This is a genomic window from Methanosarcina baikalica (assembly GCF_031461075.1).
Classification (GTDB): domain Archaea; phylum Halobacteriota; class Methanosarcinia; order Methanosarcinales; family Methanosarcinaceae; genus Methanosarcina; species Methanosarcina baikalica.
Map to the genome: position 1 here is coordinate 64214 of NZ_JAVKPK010000003.1, position 16453 is coordinate 80666.

The window sequence follows — 16453 nt, forward strand, 5'->3', positions numbered from 1 at the left end:
GTTTTACACCTCCTTTCCGATCCAGTTGGCAATGTCAACAGGTTCTGCCTCAACTAAACCAAAGAGGGACTGGGTTATATGTTTCAGAACAGCTACCGAGGTCGGGTGCATCATCATGAAGAGATCGTTTCCTGCAATGGCAAGAGACAGACCTGTGACGATTTCCCAGATAGGTCCTCTGTATTCTCTCGGACCCCAGTCAGAGTCCTGTCCCAATGGGGAGCTAACCATCCAGGATTCACGGGCACCCCATGCATTGGTGGTACCTGAGGACATCGGGAAGGTCAGTTCTTCATCACCCATAAGGGCTGCAAGGCGGATACGCTCCATGTTGGTGTAAGCGTAGTCGAGACCATACCCGAGGGCGGCAGTGGTTGGGTCCATGATGATTCTATCTCTGGGTACATTGCACTGCTTCATGAGTTTCCTGTTAAGTTCCTTCTGGGCATTCATGTCCAGCTGGGTCCAGGAAAGCACGTCGTGGTCGTATTTTAATGCGGCTTCTGCAATCTTGGAGTAATCCAGGTTCAGGCTGGCAGATGCCAGGAGGCAGCGCTCGCCTTCCGAAACTTCTGCTGCTTTTGCAAGAACTTCGGGGTCTTTCTGTGGGTTACCGGAACCGCCTATTGCGATTGGCACGTCTACAGCCTGCAGAACTTCTTCTACGGTCTTGGCTGCGTCCTTGGCCGATGTGTCCTTGACAAGCGGGTCGGTTGAAATCAGGTGAATGGTAATCATGTCAGCGTTGAACTTGTCAACGTTCTTCTTTGCCCATTCGCCAGGGCTGTCCATGACTTCATCGTAGTTCTCTTTGACAGATTTTGCAAGCCCGATACGCATGTCGAATACATCAATAGTGACCTGATTCCTGTGTGGCATCGGAGCGTCAAAGTAGAATGGAAGGGCTTTTTCGCCACCAAGCATGACCTGCTTGCCACGGGTTCCACCGTCTGCAGAGGTATTGCCTATTGGGACTTCCTGGATCTGAGTAGTCCATTCTGCGATGTTTGCAACATCGAACTTGGCAGGAATGAGATCTTTAAGTTTCGGGGCTGCAAGAGCAGGGGAAATTGCAGAAGCTGCAGGAGCACTAGCTGCTGGGGCACCCATGCCTACAGGGTAGCCAAACATGCCAGCAAGTCTTCCGAAGTGCTGTGCAAGTACTGCACTCTCCTGTCCGAGGATAGCAGCAAGCATCGGGTCAAAGCCACCTCCGAGTCCACTGAGATCAATCTCAATATCCCCTTCTATAGTTACACCTTCAAGGGACAATACGTCCATGCCCTTAAACATGTCTGTCATTTCTGATAACTTAACTTTCTTTGCCATGTAAACCTCACCTTTTCGTAAGTTTTCCGTTTTGATGAGTGACTGCATAAATAAAGATATAATGCAAATTTTACTTCCAGCTTCTTCCTTTATATGGAAAGAACGATTGGAGCAGAAGTAAACCCTGCTCCGTTACTTCGCATTATTTTGAATGTCGTTTCAAACCCTGAAAATGGGCAACGGGGTCCTTTTCTCTTTTCCGGCACGGTTTTCTGCAATATTACAGTTTCAAAAAAAACCGGGATTAGAATCCCAGTTTTTGTATAATATTTTCGATTTCTACTGCAGCAACCGAGTCATCCTGGATTTCAAAGAGAGGTATGCCTTTTATATCCATTTCCTCGATTTTTGGGTCTAGCGGGATCATACCTATCATGTTCAGTTTCAGATCCTCGGCCAGTTTGACAAGCTTTTCGCGGTTAGCATCTGTAACCTTGTTTGCAATAACGTGAATTCTACCAACATTTGAGCCCAGTTCATCCACAAGTTCATGAATTCTTTCAGCCGTCCTAAATCCCCTTCGAGAGGCGTCTGTTACGACAATAAGGTCATCTATGTCCCGGATAATTTTCCGGCTGAAATGCTCAAGCCCGGCCTCTGCATCAATGATAACTACATCGTAATTCACGATCAGTTTATCCATTATACCCCGGAGGAGGTTGTTTACATAACAGTAACAGCCTGAACCTTCGGGTCGGCCCATGACCAGGAGATCGTAACCCGGCATTTCTTCAATGATCTCATAAACCTTGCTTTTGAGTACCGACTCTTTATTCATATCGGGATTATCAGGCCTGGGTTTGGTGATCTCAGCCTGTAAAAACTCCTTTGCATCCCCGATTGTTTTTACGTTCTCACAGCCAAGGGTCTCAGGTAGGTTAGTGTCTGCATCTGCATCAACTGCCAGTAAAAATTTACCTTTTTTGGAAAGGGAGCGGATCAGAAGAGCCGCTACCGCTGTTTTGCCAGTTCCACCTTTTCCCGTTATTGCAATTACCTTTGTCACAGAATACCCCATTGGATTGTTTTTCGTCTTAAGCGATTACCTGTCGTCACTTAATTAATTTTATTCTTTCTTCTCGCTGATGACCATTCTCTCAATGGATATCTTTGCCTTCTTGAAGGTGATTTTTATTCCACCAGCTTTACCAGCAGACATCATTGGCATTGAAGCCATTGCAGGCATCTGGAAGCCGGCTGCAGGCATCATCATTGGAGCTGCAGCGGCAGCTACTGCCTCTTCCTCTTCCTCTTCCTCTTCCTCTTCTTCCTCTTCTTCTTCCGCAGCTGCCCAGCTGGCAACAATCGGGTGGTTCTTGTCCTGGAGGAAGGCTTTCAGAGATTGGATGTCTGTAGCATCATTCTCGGTTGCGATCTTGTCTATGAGGTCTGCAGGAATGGTCTCTGCAATCTTTTCCTTGAGCATAGAGGGAAGCCAGACAACTCTGTTCCAGCCGCCATCAGCCTGGATAAACTTAGGGGAATAGAAGTAGGCGACACCGATACCGAGGAAACCTACGATCTGCTTTCCACCGCCTGTCTGACCGGCCATAGTGGAGAAACCAATGCCGTTCGGGGCCATTCCCTGGTATTCTCTGTTAACCCAGCCGATACCGTCAACTTCAGGGATGTAAAACCCGACTACTTCAAAGCAGCCACAGGATGTGTGTGGGGAGTCGAAGAAGGAGTGGAGTTTTATTTTGTTAAATTCGCCACTTGAAAGCTTCACGGCAATATCGTTGACACCGGAGTATTCACCGGTACTGGCATCGAGAAGATCACCTTTTTCAATTGCGAACTGCGGGCCTTCTGGGTCTACTTTTGCGGCTGCGCGGCCATCGAACCAGTTGATTGCGCCACAAAGGGAAACTCTGTCAGGGGAAACTACACAAACATTGGTCGGAGCAAAGGACTGGCAGAGAGTACATCCGTAGAAGACATCAACATCCTCATCGCGGAGGTCTTTTGTCCTGGCGTCTCTTGCCTTGAAAATTTCCTTTGCAGTCTCGAGTTGTTTCTCAACTTCAGCCTTGTCGGTGTAGAAAGTCACCTGCATCTTCTCGATAAAGGGAAGTTCTGTCTTGAAGAGCATCATGACGGCTTTTCCGAAGGGCTCGAAGGAGTCCATCTTTGCAGCGGTGTCCTTAGAAACTCTCATCCAGACATCATACCTCTGGTTCAGGTGCATAATGCCCTGGCAGTAGTTGATGAAGTCGTGGACACGCCTTTCGACTACAGACTCGAGGTCAGCCTCTACGAGTTCTCCGCCGATATTGAAGATCATTGCCCATGGATAGGTCTTGCCCTCTTCCATATCTTTGAGGTCGGGACCGACAATTGTAACCTTGTCATCTTCAATTGCATCCATATCTGCTGCTCTGACGAGCTCGAGACCGAGGGATTTCGGGCCACCGAGTTCTACGAACATTCCTTCCTTTCTTACTCTTTCTCCTTCAAACATTGGGGAAATCTCGAATGGGAATTCTGCCATTGTGTTTTCGCCTCCTAAGTCAAATTTATAAAAGGTCAATTATTTCGTCCAGTGCAGCAATGTGATCTTCCCTGCTAAGGTTTCCGAAAGACATTGTTGCGTTCTGGATGTAATTTTTGTCTATTGAGATTGATTTTATGTCACTGAAGTTCTTAGTTGCAGACAGTACCTGGTTGATATAATACTTGATGTGGCCCAGGAGAATGATTGTGTCATAGTTCCCGTTGCCATCAAGTCCTGGCCAGTTAGGGTCTGTCAGGTAAAAGCCAAGTTGATGCAGGTTGATGTACTTGGCATTAGCATCCTTACCCACAAAACCAGGCATTGAGCTACCTGTTGCTGCTATCGGGATGTTTTTTGCCTTTGCAATCTTCACTGCGCGGTCCAGAACCTCGGGGTTGAGGACTCCGGTTCCTACCACTAAAAGAGGTCTCTTTGCCTTTGAAATAAGCTTGGCAGCAACTTCCGTGGTGATAGCTCTTGAGGTCTTTACACCGTAGGTGGTAAACAACTTTGTATTCTTGGTAGTGTCAACCATCTTCAGGCCTCCTTGCAAAGTCTCTTGAGATTAGTCGGCTGTGCAGACACGTCGAACTTAATCTTCGGGCCGGAAATGATCTTCTTCTTCTTCCAGTCAATTTCCCAACCATGCTCAGCTTCAAGCATCTTCAGGAGCATTTCACGCTTGGCGAGTGGGAGATCAGCTTCATTCCTGACAAACTTCCACCAGTCGTCGGGTAGGACGCCAAGGTACTTTTCACTGAGTTCCAACCAGTGGGTCAACTTAATGGATCTGCCCATGCTGTTGTCGGACACGCGGATACAGTTCTTTGCCATCATTACACAGGCTTCCTGCCAGGTTTCTGCAGTGGTAATGAGGAATTCTGGAGATGGCGGGATTGCCATTTCGGAACCGTTTCTGCTGTCGTAAAGTTTCCATTTGCTCTCATCGTAGGTCTTTGCGATCAGGGCTCTCCTGTACTTACCACTTTGGGGGCCGAGCACTGCCGGGATACCATACATGTTACATCCGGTACCTATAGCAGCTGCCTTCTGTGAGTATGCGCCCCATGCAAGGCCTACTGCGCCGATACGGTTGAGTGTGTAGTCTGCAATCTCGGCAAGGTTACCTGAAAGGTTTCTGCCTGCAAAGATTCCAGCGACCTTATGGCATGTACCCGAAATGTGGGCGTTTGAGACGCATGATCCGGTGTTAAGGATGTTACCTCTCTCGAATCTGCCAGGGTACCTCTCATAGAGAGTCTTGCCGTCAGCGTCTTTATACATACCGATGTCCATTGCAGAACATCCGGACACTGCAATGATGTAGTTCCTGTTAAGGAATTCCTCTGCGATGTTGTAAACATCCTTGGAGCCTGCAGGATAGTTGGCACATCCGATAATTGCGATAACACCCGGGGTGGTACCCATAACCAGGTTCAGACCTTCTGCCCTTATCTCGGCATCGCTTACCTGACCTCTTCCTGCTCTTACAAGGCCCTTCTCTTCTGCAATGACCTTCTGGGCAGCCTTCTCAATGAGGTTCAGGATAGGTATCTCTTTGTTGCAGACCTGTTCACACCTGCGACAGCCTATACAAAGGTCATGCAGTTCTTCCAGAGCAGAGTAGTCTCCTCCTTTAGCCACTGCAATTGCTGCCGGGATTTCCAGTTCTTCTGGGCATGCCAGTTCACATTCTCCACATTCCACACACTTGGAGACGAGAGCTATCATTTCCTCATCGGTGGGGATGGCTGAGATTCCTTCACGGAGTGGAGCCATTTCCATGGCAAGTCTGGGTACGAGCTCTCCGAGCTTTTCGTAGTCCAGCATTACACAACCCGGAATCTTTCCGGTTTTGAGGTCCTCAATGATTGCATCAACATCATCATTGGTCCTGTCAGGCAGACCATACATGATTTTTTCATTGGATGCGATGACCGGGATCTTAAGTTTCTGTCCTTCCTGGACAAGGTCAGCCCTTACACACTGTTCGTCAAGAACGATTACATCAGGAATTCCAGAGCGTACGATCTTCAGTTCCTTTGATATGGTACCGACAATCTTTGCATAGGGGGCTTTCCTGTCTTCTCTCTTGTACCTTGTCATATCGAATGCGGTACAGCAGAGACCTCCGATTTCCATCTTGTCAGTCAGATCATGGTCTTCCATATAGTCCATGATGTAGGTGACACCGGCAACGTTGTGCCCGATTGCAATGATAACTGGCTTTGTGGTATCAATCGTTCCCATACCGGTTTCAACAAGTGGAGCTTCTGGGTCGGATTTCGGGAAGCCAAGTGCAGTAACCTGGGCGATATCGGAAACTTCCATGCCGACATGGTCAAGATACCCTGCCATCATTGACTTATTATCGTAGTCAATTGCCGCTCCTTCCTGTCCTGCGTGTATGGTTGCAAGCAGCTGGCCGAGCTCTTCTTCCACATATTCCATTACGGGTTTGAGGTCGCCGAGGGTCTTTGGCTGCAGGCCTGTGACAAGCTGAATGTTAGGGGCAATGACATTTGAAGCACCCATGTTAATCGGCATATCTTCCCCGAAGAGGTCGATAATGTGATTGAGCAGGTGGCGGCCGTGGGCACTGTGACACGCACAGCCCGTGATGCAGCGCAGGAAGAACTCTCTTGCAGCCTGACCTTTCATGTCAATACCGCAGGCACCTCTCTTGTTTCCTTCCAGGTTACACGGTCCGAAAGTACAGTAGCAGCACTGGTCACACATGGGGGTGTAAACAGGCTCGTAACGATCGAACAGTGTAAAACTCCAGTCCCTTAATGTAGCGATTGAGGGGAAGGGGGTCGGACCCATCGGGCCAAGTTCTTCTTTTACTTCTTTAGCAGCCTCCTTTGCTGCCCCTACAATATTATTAATAGTGATCTGGACAGACTCCAGATCTTCTATAGAAAAACTCCCGGTAGTTAGTTTGCTCATTTGAGCTTTTCCTCCTAAATTTGTTTAAAGTTAACTTCGTCAAGACGATTGTGATTTTTATAATGTATGGCATATTCTTCATGATTATACATTATATATTTTGCCGTCTGCTGTAAAGTTACAACCGTTTAAGACTTTTTGGTAAAACGTTTATAATCTATTTTTTCAAATACTAAACGCCATGCTAAACGTCATACCAATATTTTTTCAAATAGAACCGTTTTTATAGGGGCTATCTCCCTGCAAAAGTCGTTTTTAGGGCCTTATTTTCTCTTCTATATCCTTTTTTACGCCCTATTTCTCAAAAAAACCGTTTTTACCAACGATTGAGACCTTAATCTTGAGCAGAGGTCGCTACCGATGGATAATGAACACTAATTAAATGTCTAAATGTACCAAATCTATATAACATTTTCTAATTTGTAACACGCTATTTCGAGAGGGGTAAAATGGGAATATTTGAAATCGGCCTACTTCAACAATTTTTTGGAATTCATTGTGCAAAGAACAGATTAGTGTCTCAAGATGCTGTTTTTTGAGTGTAATATTTTACAGTACCAGTACTTTCTTTCCAAGTAATATTAATTGTTATTAATTATACGTTTTTTTCATTTTCAAAGCAAAAAATTCTGTAAATATTTGTTACTGACTGATGTACGGATCCTTCCACAAAACTTCTATTTCAGTGAATATATTATTTACAAATCTATTCTTTATCTTTTATATTTTCTTTTCTAATAAATAAATCACAAATTATTTATATCTTTAATATATTCGGGTAAGTTTACATAGTAAACGCTGTAAACCGTTTTCGTATTTTTTTTAAGAAATATCAAACAGTTATTTCTTCATTTGAATATTAGTTATTATATTTTTCAATTTTTATAATGCCCATTTAAATTGAAAAAGCATTGAATTTTCTCTTGAACATATTAATAGTATTCTCATCAAGAGTCGTTTTTGATCAATATCACGGATAAGACTTAGAGCCTATCCGAAAAGTCATTAACGCATGTTGAAAAGTTACGATAGGCCTATAATATCGGCATCCTTTCCGGTTGTACATATTGTCAATTGTAAAAGTTACAGTAGGTAACAACACTTTTCGGATAGGCTCTTAATCCGGAATGAACAAAAATTGATTTATTCAAAGAGAGACTTCTGGAAACAGAATATATGTAATTAAGGTAAATTCTAAACCAGAGTATCTGGAAATTTATTTACTGATCTTTGAAACAGTGGCTTATATCATGAGTCTATCCCAAAATTTAATATTAATTTCTTCAATCTTACGTTTTGAATAATCAATCAAGTTTCTGATTAGAGAAAATGACCCTTAAATCTGTTAATGGTAAGATAAAAATGAGTTTTAGGATAAGTCCACAAGATATTCAATTTGACTTTATGATCGGTTAACCTTTTTAACAGTTGTATATTAACTTATATTCGGGAAAAGCTCATTTTTCTGGATAATATTCCCTGTTCCGGAACGAACTGGTAAAGACCAATTGCAGGAGAATTCAGGTCTATCCCGACGTTATATCAGTCTCAGTGCTTATAATTAGCAACTTTACTTCACTAACTGCAATTCATATATATTTCAAGTGTTCAGTCAGTTATTTTAACCTCAAATACAGTTATACGCAGGTTAAAAGGATTCAAATGTGTACAATGTATTTTGTTATGTGCAACTTTTGTACTCGAACATTATAAATAACGACTTATTGGGTACATATACGCTGAAGGCCAAACCATTGATATTGCTATGTGTTAACATCACTTTAATCTGGTTTGCAGGTGTGTTCTAATTGCCTCAATATTCAGGTAGTTTTATCCTAATTGAACTGGAGAGTAATTGGAAACATGTTTGACCTTAACTCATCTTATATCTTTGGGGGCGGAACAGGTGGCAGATAAAGGTTCTATTTTCACAAGCCCGTCGATAGTGATCATTATCCTCTGCACACTTTCACTTTTTATGGAAACAGTTCCCGGCATAGGGTCTATCTATATAAACATTTTTCAGTTTGATCCTCATTCCCTTTTTACAAGGCCATGGACGCTTATCACATACATCTTTCTGCACACCGGTTTATGGCATCTTTTCTTCAATATGGTCGTCCTGTACTTCTTCGGGACTGCACTTGAGAGTAGGGCCGGGAACAAACAGCTTCTGGCAATTTTTTTCACCGCCGGAATTCTATCAGCAATAGGATATACTTTTTTAAGCCGGCCGATTTTCGATATCTCACCTGGCCCGATGATTGGCGCAAGCGGAGCGATCTACGGGGTCTTTGCAGCCCTTACAATGCTTGAGCCGGATCTCCGCGTTTATGTATACTTTATTCCAATGAGGCTAAAACATGCTCTCGTGCTTTTTGCTCTCTTTGATTTTCTTATGGTTAATTCGTCGGACATGATAGCCCATACAGCCCACCTTAGCGGGCTCTTTGTCGGACTCTATATGGGTCTTCGCATAAAGAATCTCCAGGAGAAAAATATCAAATCCAGGTACATCGGCAGGTGGTAAATCTGGAAGGGGAGAACCTTCTACAAAATACCTATTATTATCCAAGACCCGAGCCCGGAGAGAGAATCCCTATTCAGGTCTTAAATTTCAGGAAATTATTTGCAGCATGGTTTCCGGGGTTGAAAAAGACACTCTACTTTGAAAAATTGCCTGAAAACGAGAACCTGAAAAGGGTAAGGAAAATTATTCTTATTCAGGTCTACGACTGGCATGCGGGCAGGGAAGGACTAATAGAGCTTAATGACTTTGAATTTGAACAATTTATGGGAATCTATGAATCTTTCCTGCAAAATCTCGGAGAAATCCAATATATTAGGCGCAAAAAAGGACGGAAGACGGAAAATATCTTTGAACTCGAGGAATCTTCATATGTTGTCCGGGAAGTGAAAAAAGGGCCCTTTTCCGATAAATTATAATTGTATAAATCATATATTATGTTTTATATATTGGGATTTTTATCCTACCGGATATTTTTTCGTTCTCTTCGCATAAAGAATCTCCGGTTTTTCAGGCCAGCCTTTTACATAAGGAGAAAGTTGCAAACTGTAATTGCCTGAATATGCAAATCTTTTACTACAGAAAAGCAGATATTAGATATCATCGGATTGTTACTTAAATTGCGGTATCAGGACTTAAATCTCAGTAATCTGAAACTGCAAACTTTGAAAATGCTGCCGACTGACAGCTGAAGCATAGACTCTGCATCGGTAGATTGGAGGGCTGCTGGAAAGTCCCTTCCCTCCTGAAGAATGCTGCATGGTCATGCGGCGCATGAAAATATATAAGAGTGCAGGCTCCGTGAACTGCAAGATCACAGAGGACATTGATGATGAAACCTGTAAAAAGCGGAATTGACTCCATCTCCAAATACCTCCGCTCGAAAAAAGAAGTTGGCAGGAGGAAAATAGGGCTTCTAGTGGATGGTCCGAACATCCTCCGAAAAGAATTTGATGTAAATCTGGAGGAGATAAGGGATGTCTTGAAGGACTACGGAAATATCAAGATCGGGCGCGTTTTTCTCAACCAGTACGCTTCTGATAAGCTAGTGGAAGCCATCGAAAATCATGGGCTTGAGCCCATAATCTGTTCAAGCGATGTTGATGTGCGCCTAGCGGTAGAGGGTATGGAGCTGGTATATAACCCTAACATTGACACCCTTGCAATCGTGACCAGGGATGCGGACTTCAAGCCGCTTCTGAACAAAGCAAATGAACATGGCAAAGAGACTATTATCTTCGGAGTTGAGCCTGGTTTCTCCACAGCACTCAAGAATTCCGCAGACTATGTTATTCTTCTGAAAAAGGACCGGATGAGCAGTTACGATGAGCCCGACGGAGCAGGAACCGGTGAAAGAAAAATTGATGTATCGGAATATCAGGACAGCATGTGTGAAGAATCCATTGAAAAAACCTGATTTACTGCCCTTTTATGATATTCCTTTCCCACTTTTTTAAGGATAATCAACATCTACGCCCAAGATCTCTTTTTCTCCTGCAAAAATGTCCCGTGCTATCTCGGCACAGCCTATTGCAGCATGCCACTTCCCGAGACACAGGCATTCCTGCCCCACATGTGCATGGATTTTTTTCTGCACATATTCTACTTCGCCCACCGAGCCCGCGAGAAATATCTCTCCGGTTATCCCATAATCTTTGAGAAGGAGCTGCATTGAAGCTATTTCCATAGCTGCAAACAGGGCGATAGTATCCAGAGCAAGTAGAGCCGGCTTTTCTCCTTTTCTGGCTGCACTGAGTAATTCTTCCCTATCTTTATATAGGGTCATTTTCAGAGCCCCTGCCTCTATAAAAGCCTGGTTTGCTGTCAGGTGTCCATTGTCCACATCTCTGATAGCTTGCAGGTCAAGAGGGCCATGGTGAACGCCCGGGGCAAATATGCAAGCATCGATTGCACCAATTACCTTTCCGTCAGCAACAGCAAGGGTAACAGTATTTGAACTTATATCGGAAACCACGAAATCCTTATAGCCAAGGCACAGGATGTGGTAAGCAATTCCCAGCTTTTCCGGGCTTGTAAGGTGGGAGAACACCTTCATTCTGGAATCCACTTTGCTTTCCATATGAAGGCCCGGGATTACTATCGCAGGAATCCCAGAGTATCGGATAGCGTCGAAAACTCTTGTGCCTCCGCCTGTCTTTTTTCCAGCTCCTTCAATGCTTTTGAGCCCCCTTCCTTCCAGGTTCCTTATATCTTTTATTGTAGAGAAGCCATCCCCCATTGAGTATGTCAGCGCAACCAGATCAATTGTTTCACGCCGGACCCCGAATTTCTCTTCAATAGATGCCAGGATCTCTTTTTCTGACATGGCAGCTGCTTCAGCCCTTCCAAGCTCAAAGGTAAGGACACTGTCCTCTTTCATCAGAGCAAAACGCATTGCAGTTGTTCCATGGTCAATCCCTATAAATGTCAATTAATTGTCTCTCCTTTAACGCCTCAGAGGGCAGTTCTTAATATCTCATTCAGCTCGTTCATAATTCTGTCTCCCTCTTCAGCGGTCCCAACTGTCGTCACCAGTCTGACTTCCTGGAAACTCCTTCCTTCAGAGAGTAATAGCCTCAAGTTTCCTCTCGCATCCGCACGTAGCACCTTTCCGGTCAGACTTCCTCCTGCAATGCCTTTTACAGAAATCACGGAGGGTATTACCTTTTTTACCTCAGGATGCTGGCTTATCAGTTTTACTAGCTTTTTTCCAGCCCTTCCCCCGATAACTGTCGTATGGACTCCACCAAGCTTATTTTTTGGGGAGCTTTGTGCTTTTTCCTCTAAGTTACTTTTATTTTCCGCCATTTTAGTCAAACCGGTAACTATTCTTCTGGCAACTTTTCCTTTCTTTTATTTATTCCTTTTTATATTTGTTATGTTTATCTATTCATCCTGTTAGAATCTCCGGGAAGTCTTCCCCTCTATAAGATCTCTTATGGAATTTTGCCCTAAGACCAGAAGCTGTAAAAAAGCCGTTCCAGAATACCGAAAACACATATATGTGCCGAATTCTGGACCATTTTCTTGTTTTTCGTGCAATATTGCCTTCTTTTCGGAAAACCCGGTTTTCCATTAAAATCAGATCTTTTCAAGCTCTTTCATGCCGATGAGCTTGATATTATCCTCTTCAAGCGTTTTCACTGCTTTTTCAATTTCGTTAACCCTGACTATTAAAAGGGCTTTCTGGTCTCTGGTGACAAAAGCATATGCATAATCAAGGTTGATCTTAGCTTTTTCAAACACTTCCGCAATACGGGACATGCTACCAGGGACATCCTCCATTTCAATTCCCAAAACGCTGGTTTCGGAAACAGTAAACCCTGCATCATGGAGTACGCTGTGAGCATAGTCGGACTTATCCACAACCATGCGGATTATCCCGAAGTCTCCTGATTCGGCAATGGTAAATGCCCTTATGTTTATGCCAGCACTTTTTAGTTTATTTGCAACGTTTGCAAGTCTGCCAGGCTTATTTTCCGCAAAAAGGGAAATCTGCTTTATTATTTTATCTTCAATTCCAGAACCCATATCCTTACATCTCTTGTTCTTTTTCCTATTTTCTTTTATTTTCCTTTTTTAATCTTTTTACTCAGAATATAATAAGTTTCTATGTATATTTTAAGCTTACAGGTATAAGCTTACCATTATATCGAGATCCGGTTCTAAGAAAAATTTAAAAGAGATCAGAGCCAAAAAAAGAAAACCTACAGGACAATAGCATTCTGCAGGTTTTGGTATTTCTATTATCAGGGTCTTCAAATCTTCCGATTATCGATGACTTTCTTTGATTTTCCTTCTGAACGGGGTAGGGAGCCGTGTTCCACCAGCTCCACTTCGACTGCAAGGCTCAGTACGCTTTTCAGAGCGCCTGAAATTTTCTTTTTAAGCGCCATCATATCTGACATTTTGTCGCTGAAAGCAGACTCATGCATCTCTATCTGGACTTTGATGGAGTCAAGAGGCCCAATCCTGTCTACAATAATCATGAAATGGTTCCCGACTTCAGGGATTTTCATAAGGACCGATTCGATCTGTCCAGGGAATACATTTATACCGCGCACGATAATCATGTCATCCGAACGCCCGCTGATGCGTGTAATCCTGGGGTGGGTTCTCCCGCACCTGCAGGGTTCCGAAAGCTTTCTTGTAAGGTCCCTAACCCTGTAACGAATAAGCGGTAGGGCTTCTTTAGTAAGAGTTGTGATTACGAGTTCGCCACTCTCTCCGTCAGGAACAGGCTCTCCTGTTTCGGGGTCCAGGATTTCCACCAGGAATTTGTCTGCCCAGATATGGATCCCACACTGCTCAGAGCATTCGGTAAACAGCGGGCCGCTCATTTCCGAAGTCCCGTAAATGTCGTAGGCTTTAATTCCTGATTCGTCTTCTATTCTTGTCTTGAGTTCCTCAGACCAGGGTTCGGCCCCGAAAAAACCCTTTTTTAATTTCGTTTCGTCCCTGATGCTGATACCTTCTTTTCTTGCGGTCTCGATCATATAAAGGAAGTAAGAAGGCGTGCAGGCTATGGCAGTAGTGCCAAGGTCTTTCATCAGTTCAAGCTGGCGTTCGGTATTTCCCGAGCTTGTGGGGAGTACGGTTGCACCCATTTTTTCGCTTCCATAGTGAGCGCCGAGCCCACCTGTGAAAAGCCCGTACCCGTAACTGACCTGCAGGATGTCATCTTTCCCCACTCCGACAGAAGTAAATCCCCTTGCAAGGGACTCAGCCCACTCGTCTATATCCTTTTGAGTGTATCCGACGACAGTCGGTTTGCCTGTTGTACCCGAAGAGGCGTGAAATCGGACAAGTTTTGAGTTCGGGACGCAAAACATGCCTGTGGGATAGGTGTCTCTGAGATCCTGCTTAACTGTAAAAGGTAACTTTGTGATATCTTCGAGAGTTCGGATGTCTCCCGGCCTAACACCGTGCTCGTCAAACCTTTTTCTATAGAAAGGGGAGTTCTCATACACATAATGTACAAGTTGTTTCAACTTTTCTTCCTGCAGTTTTTTCAAATCCTCTACAGGCATTGTCTCTATTTCAGGATCCCAGTATTCTGGCATTTCGTTCACACTCGGTATGTCTTATATTGTGGGCTTTCATTCAGATGCCCAGTATTTTCGGCGGATGTCGACTTCCGGCATATATAGTATGAAGATTAAGCTGGATTCTAATATAAATAATAATTGTTAGGCTAAAAATATCTTTTAGGTCAACCCAAAAACCTGTTGCAAAACATATAGTTGGTTCCCCGACAAACCACGTCTAAGAAGCTCTGTTTTAAAAATAACCAGGTAAATTTACCGTAACCGTAAAATTATTTATTTCTCAAATTCCGAAAGTTTGTCAGCTACACTGGGGCTTGAAATTATTAAGACTTTTCGTTATTTTCGAAAAATCACTCATCTTCAATTTCTTTGATTTCATCCTCAAAAGAAATGTTTTTCGACTTTGCTCCAAGGGAAGCTTCAAGAATCTTCTTTGTCCTTTCCCTGCATTTATTCAACACTTCTTCCATGTCGGCAATCACATCGATTCCGGCAGCTCCAGAATGTCCGCCGCCTGTGCCATTGTATTCGTTACTTATATCTTCCATCAACTGGCCAAGGTTAACTCCGGCACTTACAGCGTCACGTTTCGCCCTTGCACTTACTCTAACGCTTTCACCTTTGGCTGTACCGACAAAAGCAATATCTGCCCCGATATTAATGAGCATGGAGGATGCAGATCCTCCGAAAGAACTGACATGAGAAGATGTTATCAACATATCCTGCACTCTATCGAGTTCAATGCGACTTGCTGCTTTCAGGATAGCTATACGCATGGAAATATCCTGTGGGGTAGCAGCCATGAGATCCAGAACTTCCCCGTATTCAACTCCGCTGGCCGCTATAATTTTTGCCACTGTCCGGAATGTATCCACTGATGCGTGTTTGAAGTGCCCGGTATCTGTCACGATCCCGGTGAGCATCCCGATCCCCACCCTCCTGTTAATCGGTGCTCCCATCACTTTTAAAATATCGTAGACTATTTCCACAGTAGAAGTAGTATTCCGGTGCAGGTAAAATTCAGCATTTTCTGTTAGAGCAGTAGTCGTATGGTGATCGATCACGCAATAACTGGTAAGCTCTATATTATTTAATTGCGCTTTTGTCGAAGTGTCAACTACGACGACAAAACCGTAATTTGCAGGATCCGGTTTATCCACGACTTCTATCCCGAGCCTCTCAATCAGGACGGACGCAACGCGGTTACTACCGTCCACGAGTCCGACGGTGCCCCCAAAAGCTTCTGAAAGGGCAAAAGCACTGCTAACGGCATCCGGATCTGCATTTCGGTGGCACAAATACAAAATGTTCCGATAGTCAAGGAGCCGGTTGAAAAACTCCGCTTCATCAACTTGCATTGTTCACTCTGGCTATCGTCTTTATAGACATTGATTTCCCCGGATCCGAGAATTCCGGGATTTCTGCATGATTTCTAATGTGACTTCTAGCAAAGCTTTATTTTATTTTCTATTTCATATAGGAAATGAAAAATAAAATTATTGTGTCCTGGGACCTAAAGCCTGCTGGATCTGCTCCTGAAGCTGTTTAAAGCGAGATGTGAGCCTTTCTTCCTGCCTGGAAATGGACTGAAGCCTGAGTGAGAGAGTTTCTTCCCTGTCTTTCAGTTTCGAAATGGACTCCACTTTACTCGTTTTTATTACCAGCTCACCTACACTACGATAGATTACTGAATCATCAGTAAGTCTTTCTAACTCGTCAAGAGCCATTTTGGACTCTTTTTGCATAGCTTCAATCTGTGATTTTTGCATGGTCATAGCCTGTATCTGCTGCTGTATCTGCTGAAGCTGTGCTATCTGGTTCTGGATTTGAGGAGGTAATTCTGCAGTCATGTAATTTTCACCTGAGTCTCAATAAACCTGAAGTGATTTTAATGTTTCTGTCCTTACAGCTTCCGAAAACCCCTCTTCGCCATCTAAAATTGATCTGAGGGCCCCTGCCAAAAACTTAAACAACAAGTTAATCTTAATTAATTAACAGTATAATAATTATTCATTTGAAGTAGAAGTGAATTAAATTGATCATGAACCAGAGAATTTTAAAAAATTATTTAGTAAAGAATACTCATAAAAATCGTTAGCAAAATAT

At 43.7% G+C, this 16453-nt stretch carries 15 protein-coding genes; 3 read left to right on the plus strand and 12 right to left on the minus strand.

The features are described from left to right. Positions 1-3 precede the first annotated feature (3 nt). The 5 genes from cdhD to cdhA form a co-directional block, all read right to left on the minus strand. Positions 4-1329, minus strand: coding sequence for a CO dehydrogenase/acetyl-CoA synthase subunit delta (cdhD, locus tag RG963_RS01530; RefSeq protein ID WP_310574512.1), 1326 nt, complete (start codon positions 1327-1329; stop codon positions 4-6). A gap of 244 nt (positions 1330-1573) precedes the next feature. Further along, the gene (locus RG963_RS01535) at positions 1574-2335 is read right to left on the minus strand and encodes an ATP-binding protein (RefSeq protein ID WP_310574513.1); all 762 of its coding nucleotides are present in this window, start codon (positions 2333-2335) and stop codon (positions 1574-1576) included. Between the two features lie 60 nt (positions 2336-2395). Further along, entirely contained in the window at positions 2396-3820 is a 1425-nt protein-coding gene (cdhC, locus tag RG963_RS01540) for a CO dehydrogenase/CO-methylating acetyl-CoA synthase complex subunit beta (RefSeq protein WP_310574514.1), read from the minus strand. 25 nt (positions 3821-3845) lie between these two features. Then, a complete protein-coding gene (gene cdhB / locus RG963_RS01545) occupies positions 3846-4358 on the minus strand; it encodes a CO dehydrogenase/acetyl-CoA synthase complex subunit epsilon (protein ID WP_310574515.1) in 513 nt (170 codons plus the stop codon). Positions 4359-4360: 2 nt separating this feature from the next. Then, a complete protein-coding gene (gene cdhA / locus RG963_RS01550) occupies positions 4361-6772 on the minus strand; it encodes a CO dehydrogenase/acetyl-CoA synthase complex subunit alpha (protein ID WP_310574516.1) in 2412 nt (803 codons plus the stop codon). Positions 6773-8678: 1906 nt separating this feature from the next. On the opposite strand from cdhA, the gene RG963_RS01555 reads away from it, so the two are divergent. Beyond that, entirely contained in the window at positions 8679-9302 is a 624-nt protein-coding gene (locus tag RG963_RS01555; protein ID WP_310574517.1) for a rhomboid family intramembrane serine protease, read from the plus strand. Then, positions 9296-9718: a hypothetical protein gene (locus RG963_RS01560; protein ID WP_310574518.1), complete on the plus strand. Its 423-nt coding sequence runs from the start codon at positions 9296-9298 to the stop codon at positions 9716-9718. Before RG963_RS01555 ends, RG963_RS01560 begins: the two co-directional genes overlap by 7 nt. A gap of 223 nt (positions 9719-9941) precedes the next feature. Here RG963_RS01560 and RG963_RS01565 read toward each other — a convergent pair whose 3' ends face one another. After that, a complete protein-coding gene (locus RG963_RS01565; RefSeq protein ID WP_310574519.1) occupies positions 9942-10163 on the minus strand; it encodes a hypothetical protein in 222 nt (73 codons plus the stop codon). Here RG963_RS01565 and RG963_RS01570 point away from each other — a divergent pair. After that, entirely contained in the window at positions 10132-10716 is a 585-nt protein-coding gene (locus RG963_RS01570; protein ID WP_310574539.1) for a TIGR00288 family NYN domain-containing protein, read from the plus strand. The two genes, RG963_RS01565 and RG963_RS01570, sit on opposite strands and share 32 nt — an antisense overlap. Positions 10717-10752: 36 nt before the next feature. Here the strand turns inward: RG963_RS01570 and RG963_RS01575 are convergent, their stop codons facing one another. The 6 genes from RG963_RS01575 to RG963_RS01600 form a co-directional block, all read right to left on the minus strand. Then, on the minus strand, positions 10753-11730 hold the full coding sequence (locus tag RG963_RS01575) for a methanogenesis marker 12 protein (RefSeq protein ID WP_310574520.1): 978 nt from the start codon (positions 11728-11730) through the stop codon (positions 10753-10755). Positions 11731-11753: 23 nt separating this feature from the next. Next, on the minus strand, positions 11754-12107 hold the full coding sequence (locus RG963_RS01580) for a DUF2103 domain-containing protein (RefSeq protein ID WP_310574521.1): 354 nt from the start codon (positions 12105-12107) through the stop codon (positions 11754-11756). A 273-nt stretch (positions 12108-12380) separates the two neighbouring features. Beyond that, positions 12381-12830 carry an ACT domain-containing protein gene (locus RG963_RS01585; protein ID WP_310574522.1) on the minus strand — a complete coding sequence of 150 codons (450 nt, stop codon included), beginning with the start codon at positions 12828-12830 and terminating at the stop codon, positions 12381-12383. 227 nt (positions 12831-13057) lie between these two features. Beyond that, positions 13058-14362, minus strand: a complete 1305-nt coding sequence (locus tag RG963_RS01590) for a phenylacetate--CoA ligase family protein (protein ID WP_310574523.1) — start codon at positions 14360-14362, stop codon at positions 13058-13060. Positions 14363-14697: 335 nt separating this feature from the next. Next, a complete protein-coding gene (locus tag RG963_RS01595) occupies positions 14698-15705 on the minus strand; it encodes a DHH family phosphoesterase (RefSeq protein ID WP_310574524.1) in 1008 nt (335 codons plus the stop codon). A gap of 138 nt (positions 15706-15843) precedes the next feature. Then, entirely contained in the window at positions 15844-16197 is a 354-nt protein-coding gene (locus tag RG963_RS01600; RefSeq protein ID WP_310574525.1) for a prefoldin subunit beta, read from the minus strand. Between the last annotated feature and the right edge of the window lie 256 nt (positions 16198-16453).

Coding starts and splice junctions, on each gene's coding strand:
- cdhD (WP_310574512.1), bottom strand. CDS start 1,329: ATGGCAAAGAAAGTTAAGTTATCAGAAATGACAGACATGTTTAAGGGC.
- cdhC (WP_310574514.1), bottom strand. CDS start 3,820: ATGGCAGAATTCCCATTCGAGATTTCCCCAATGTTTGAAGGAGAAAGA.
- cdhB (WP_310574515.1), bottom strand. CDS start 4,358: ATGGTTGACACTACCAAGAATACAAAGTTGTTTACCACCTACGGTGTA.
- cdhA (WP_310574516.1), bottom strand. CDS start 6,772: ATGAGCAAACTAACTACCGGGAGTTTTTCTATAGAAGATCTGGAGTCT.
- RG963_RS01570 (WP_310574539.1), top strand. CDS start 10,132: ATGAAACCTGTAAAAAGCGGAATTGACTCCATCTCCAAATACCTCCGC.
- RG963_RS01565 (WP_310574519.1), bottom strand. CDS start 10,163: ATGGAGTCAATTCCGCTTTTTACAGGTTTCATCATCAATGTCCTCTGT.
- RG963_RS01580 (WP_310574521.1), bottom strand. CDS start 12,107: ATGGCGGAAAATAAAAGTAACTTAGAGGAAAAAGCACAAAGCTCCCCA.
- RG963_RS01585 (WP_310574522.1), bottom strand. CDS start 12,830: ATGGGTTCTGGAATTGAAGATAAAATAATAAAGCAGATTTCCCTTTTT.
- RG963_RS01590 (WP_310574523.1), bottom strand. CDS start 14,362: ATGCCAGAATACTGGGATCCTGAAATAGAGACAATGCCTGTAGAGGAT.
- RG963_RS01595 (WP_310574524.1), bottom strand. CDS start 15,705: ATGCAAGTTGATGAAGCGGAGTTTTTCAACCGGCTCCTTGACTATCGG.
- RG963_RS01600 (WP_310574525.1), bottom strand. CDS start 16,197: ATGACTGCAGAATTACCTCCTCAAATCCAGAACCAGATAGCACAGCTT.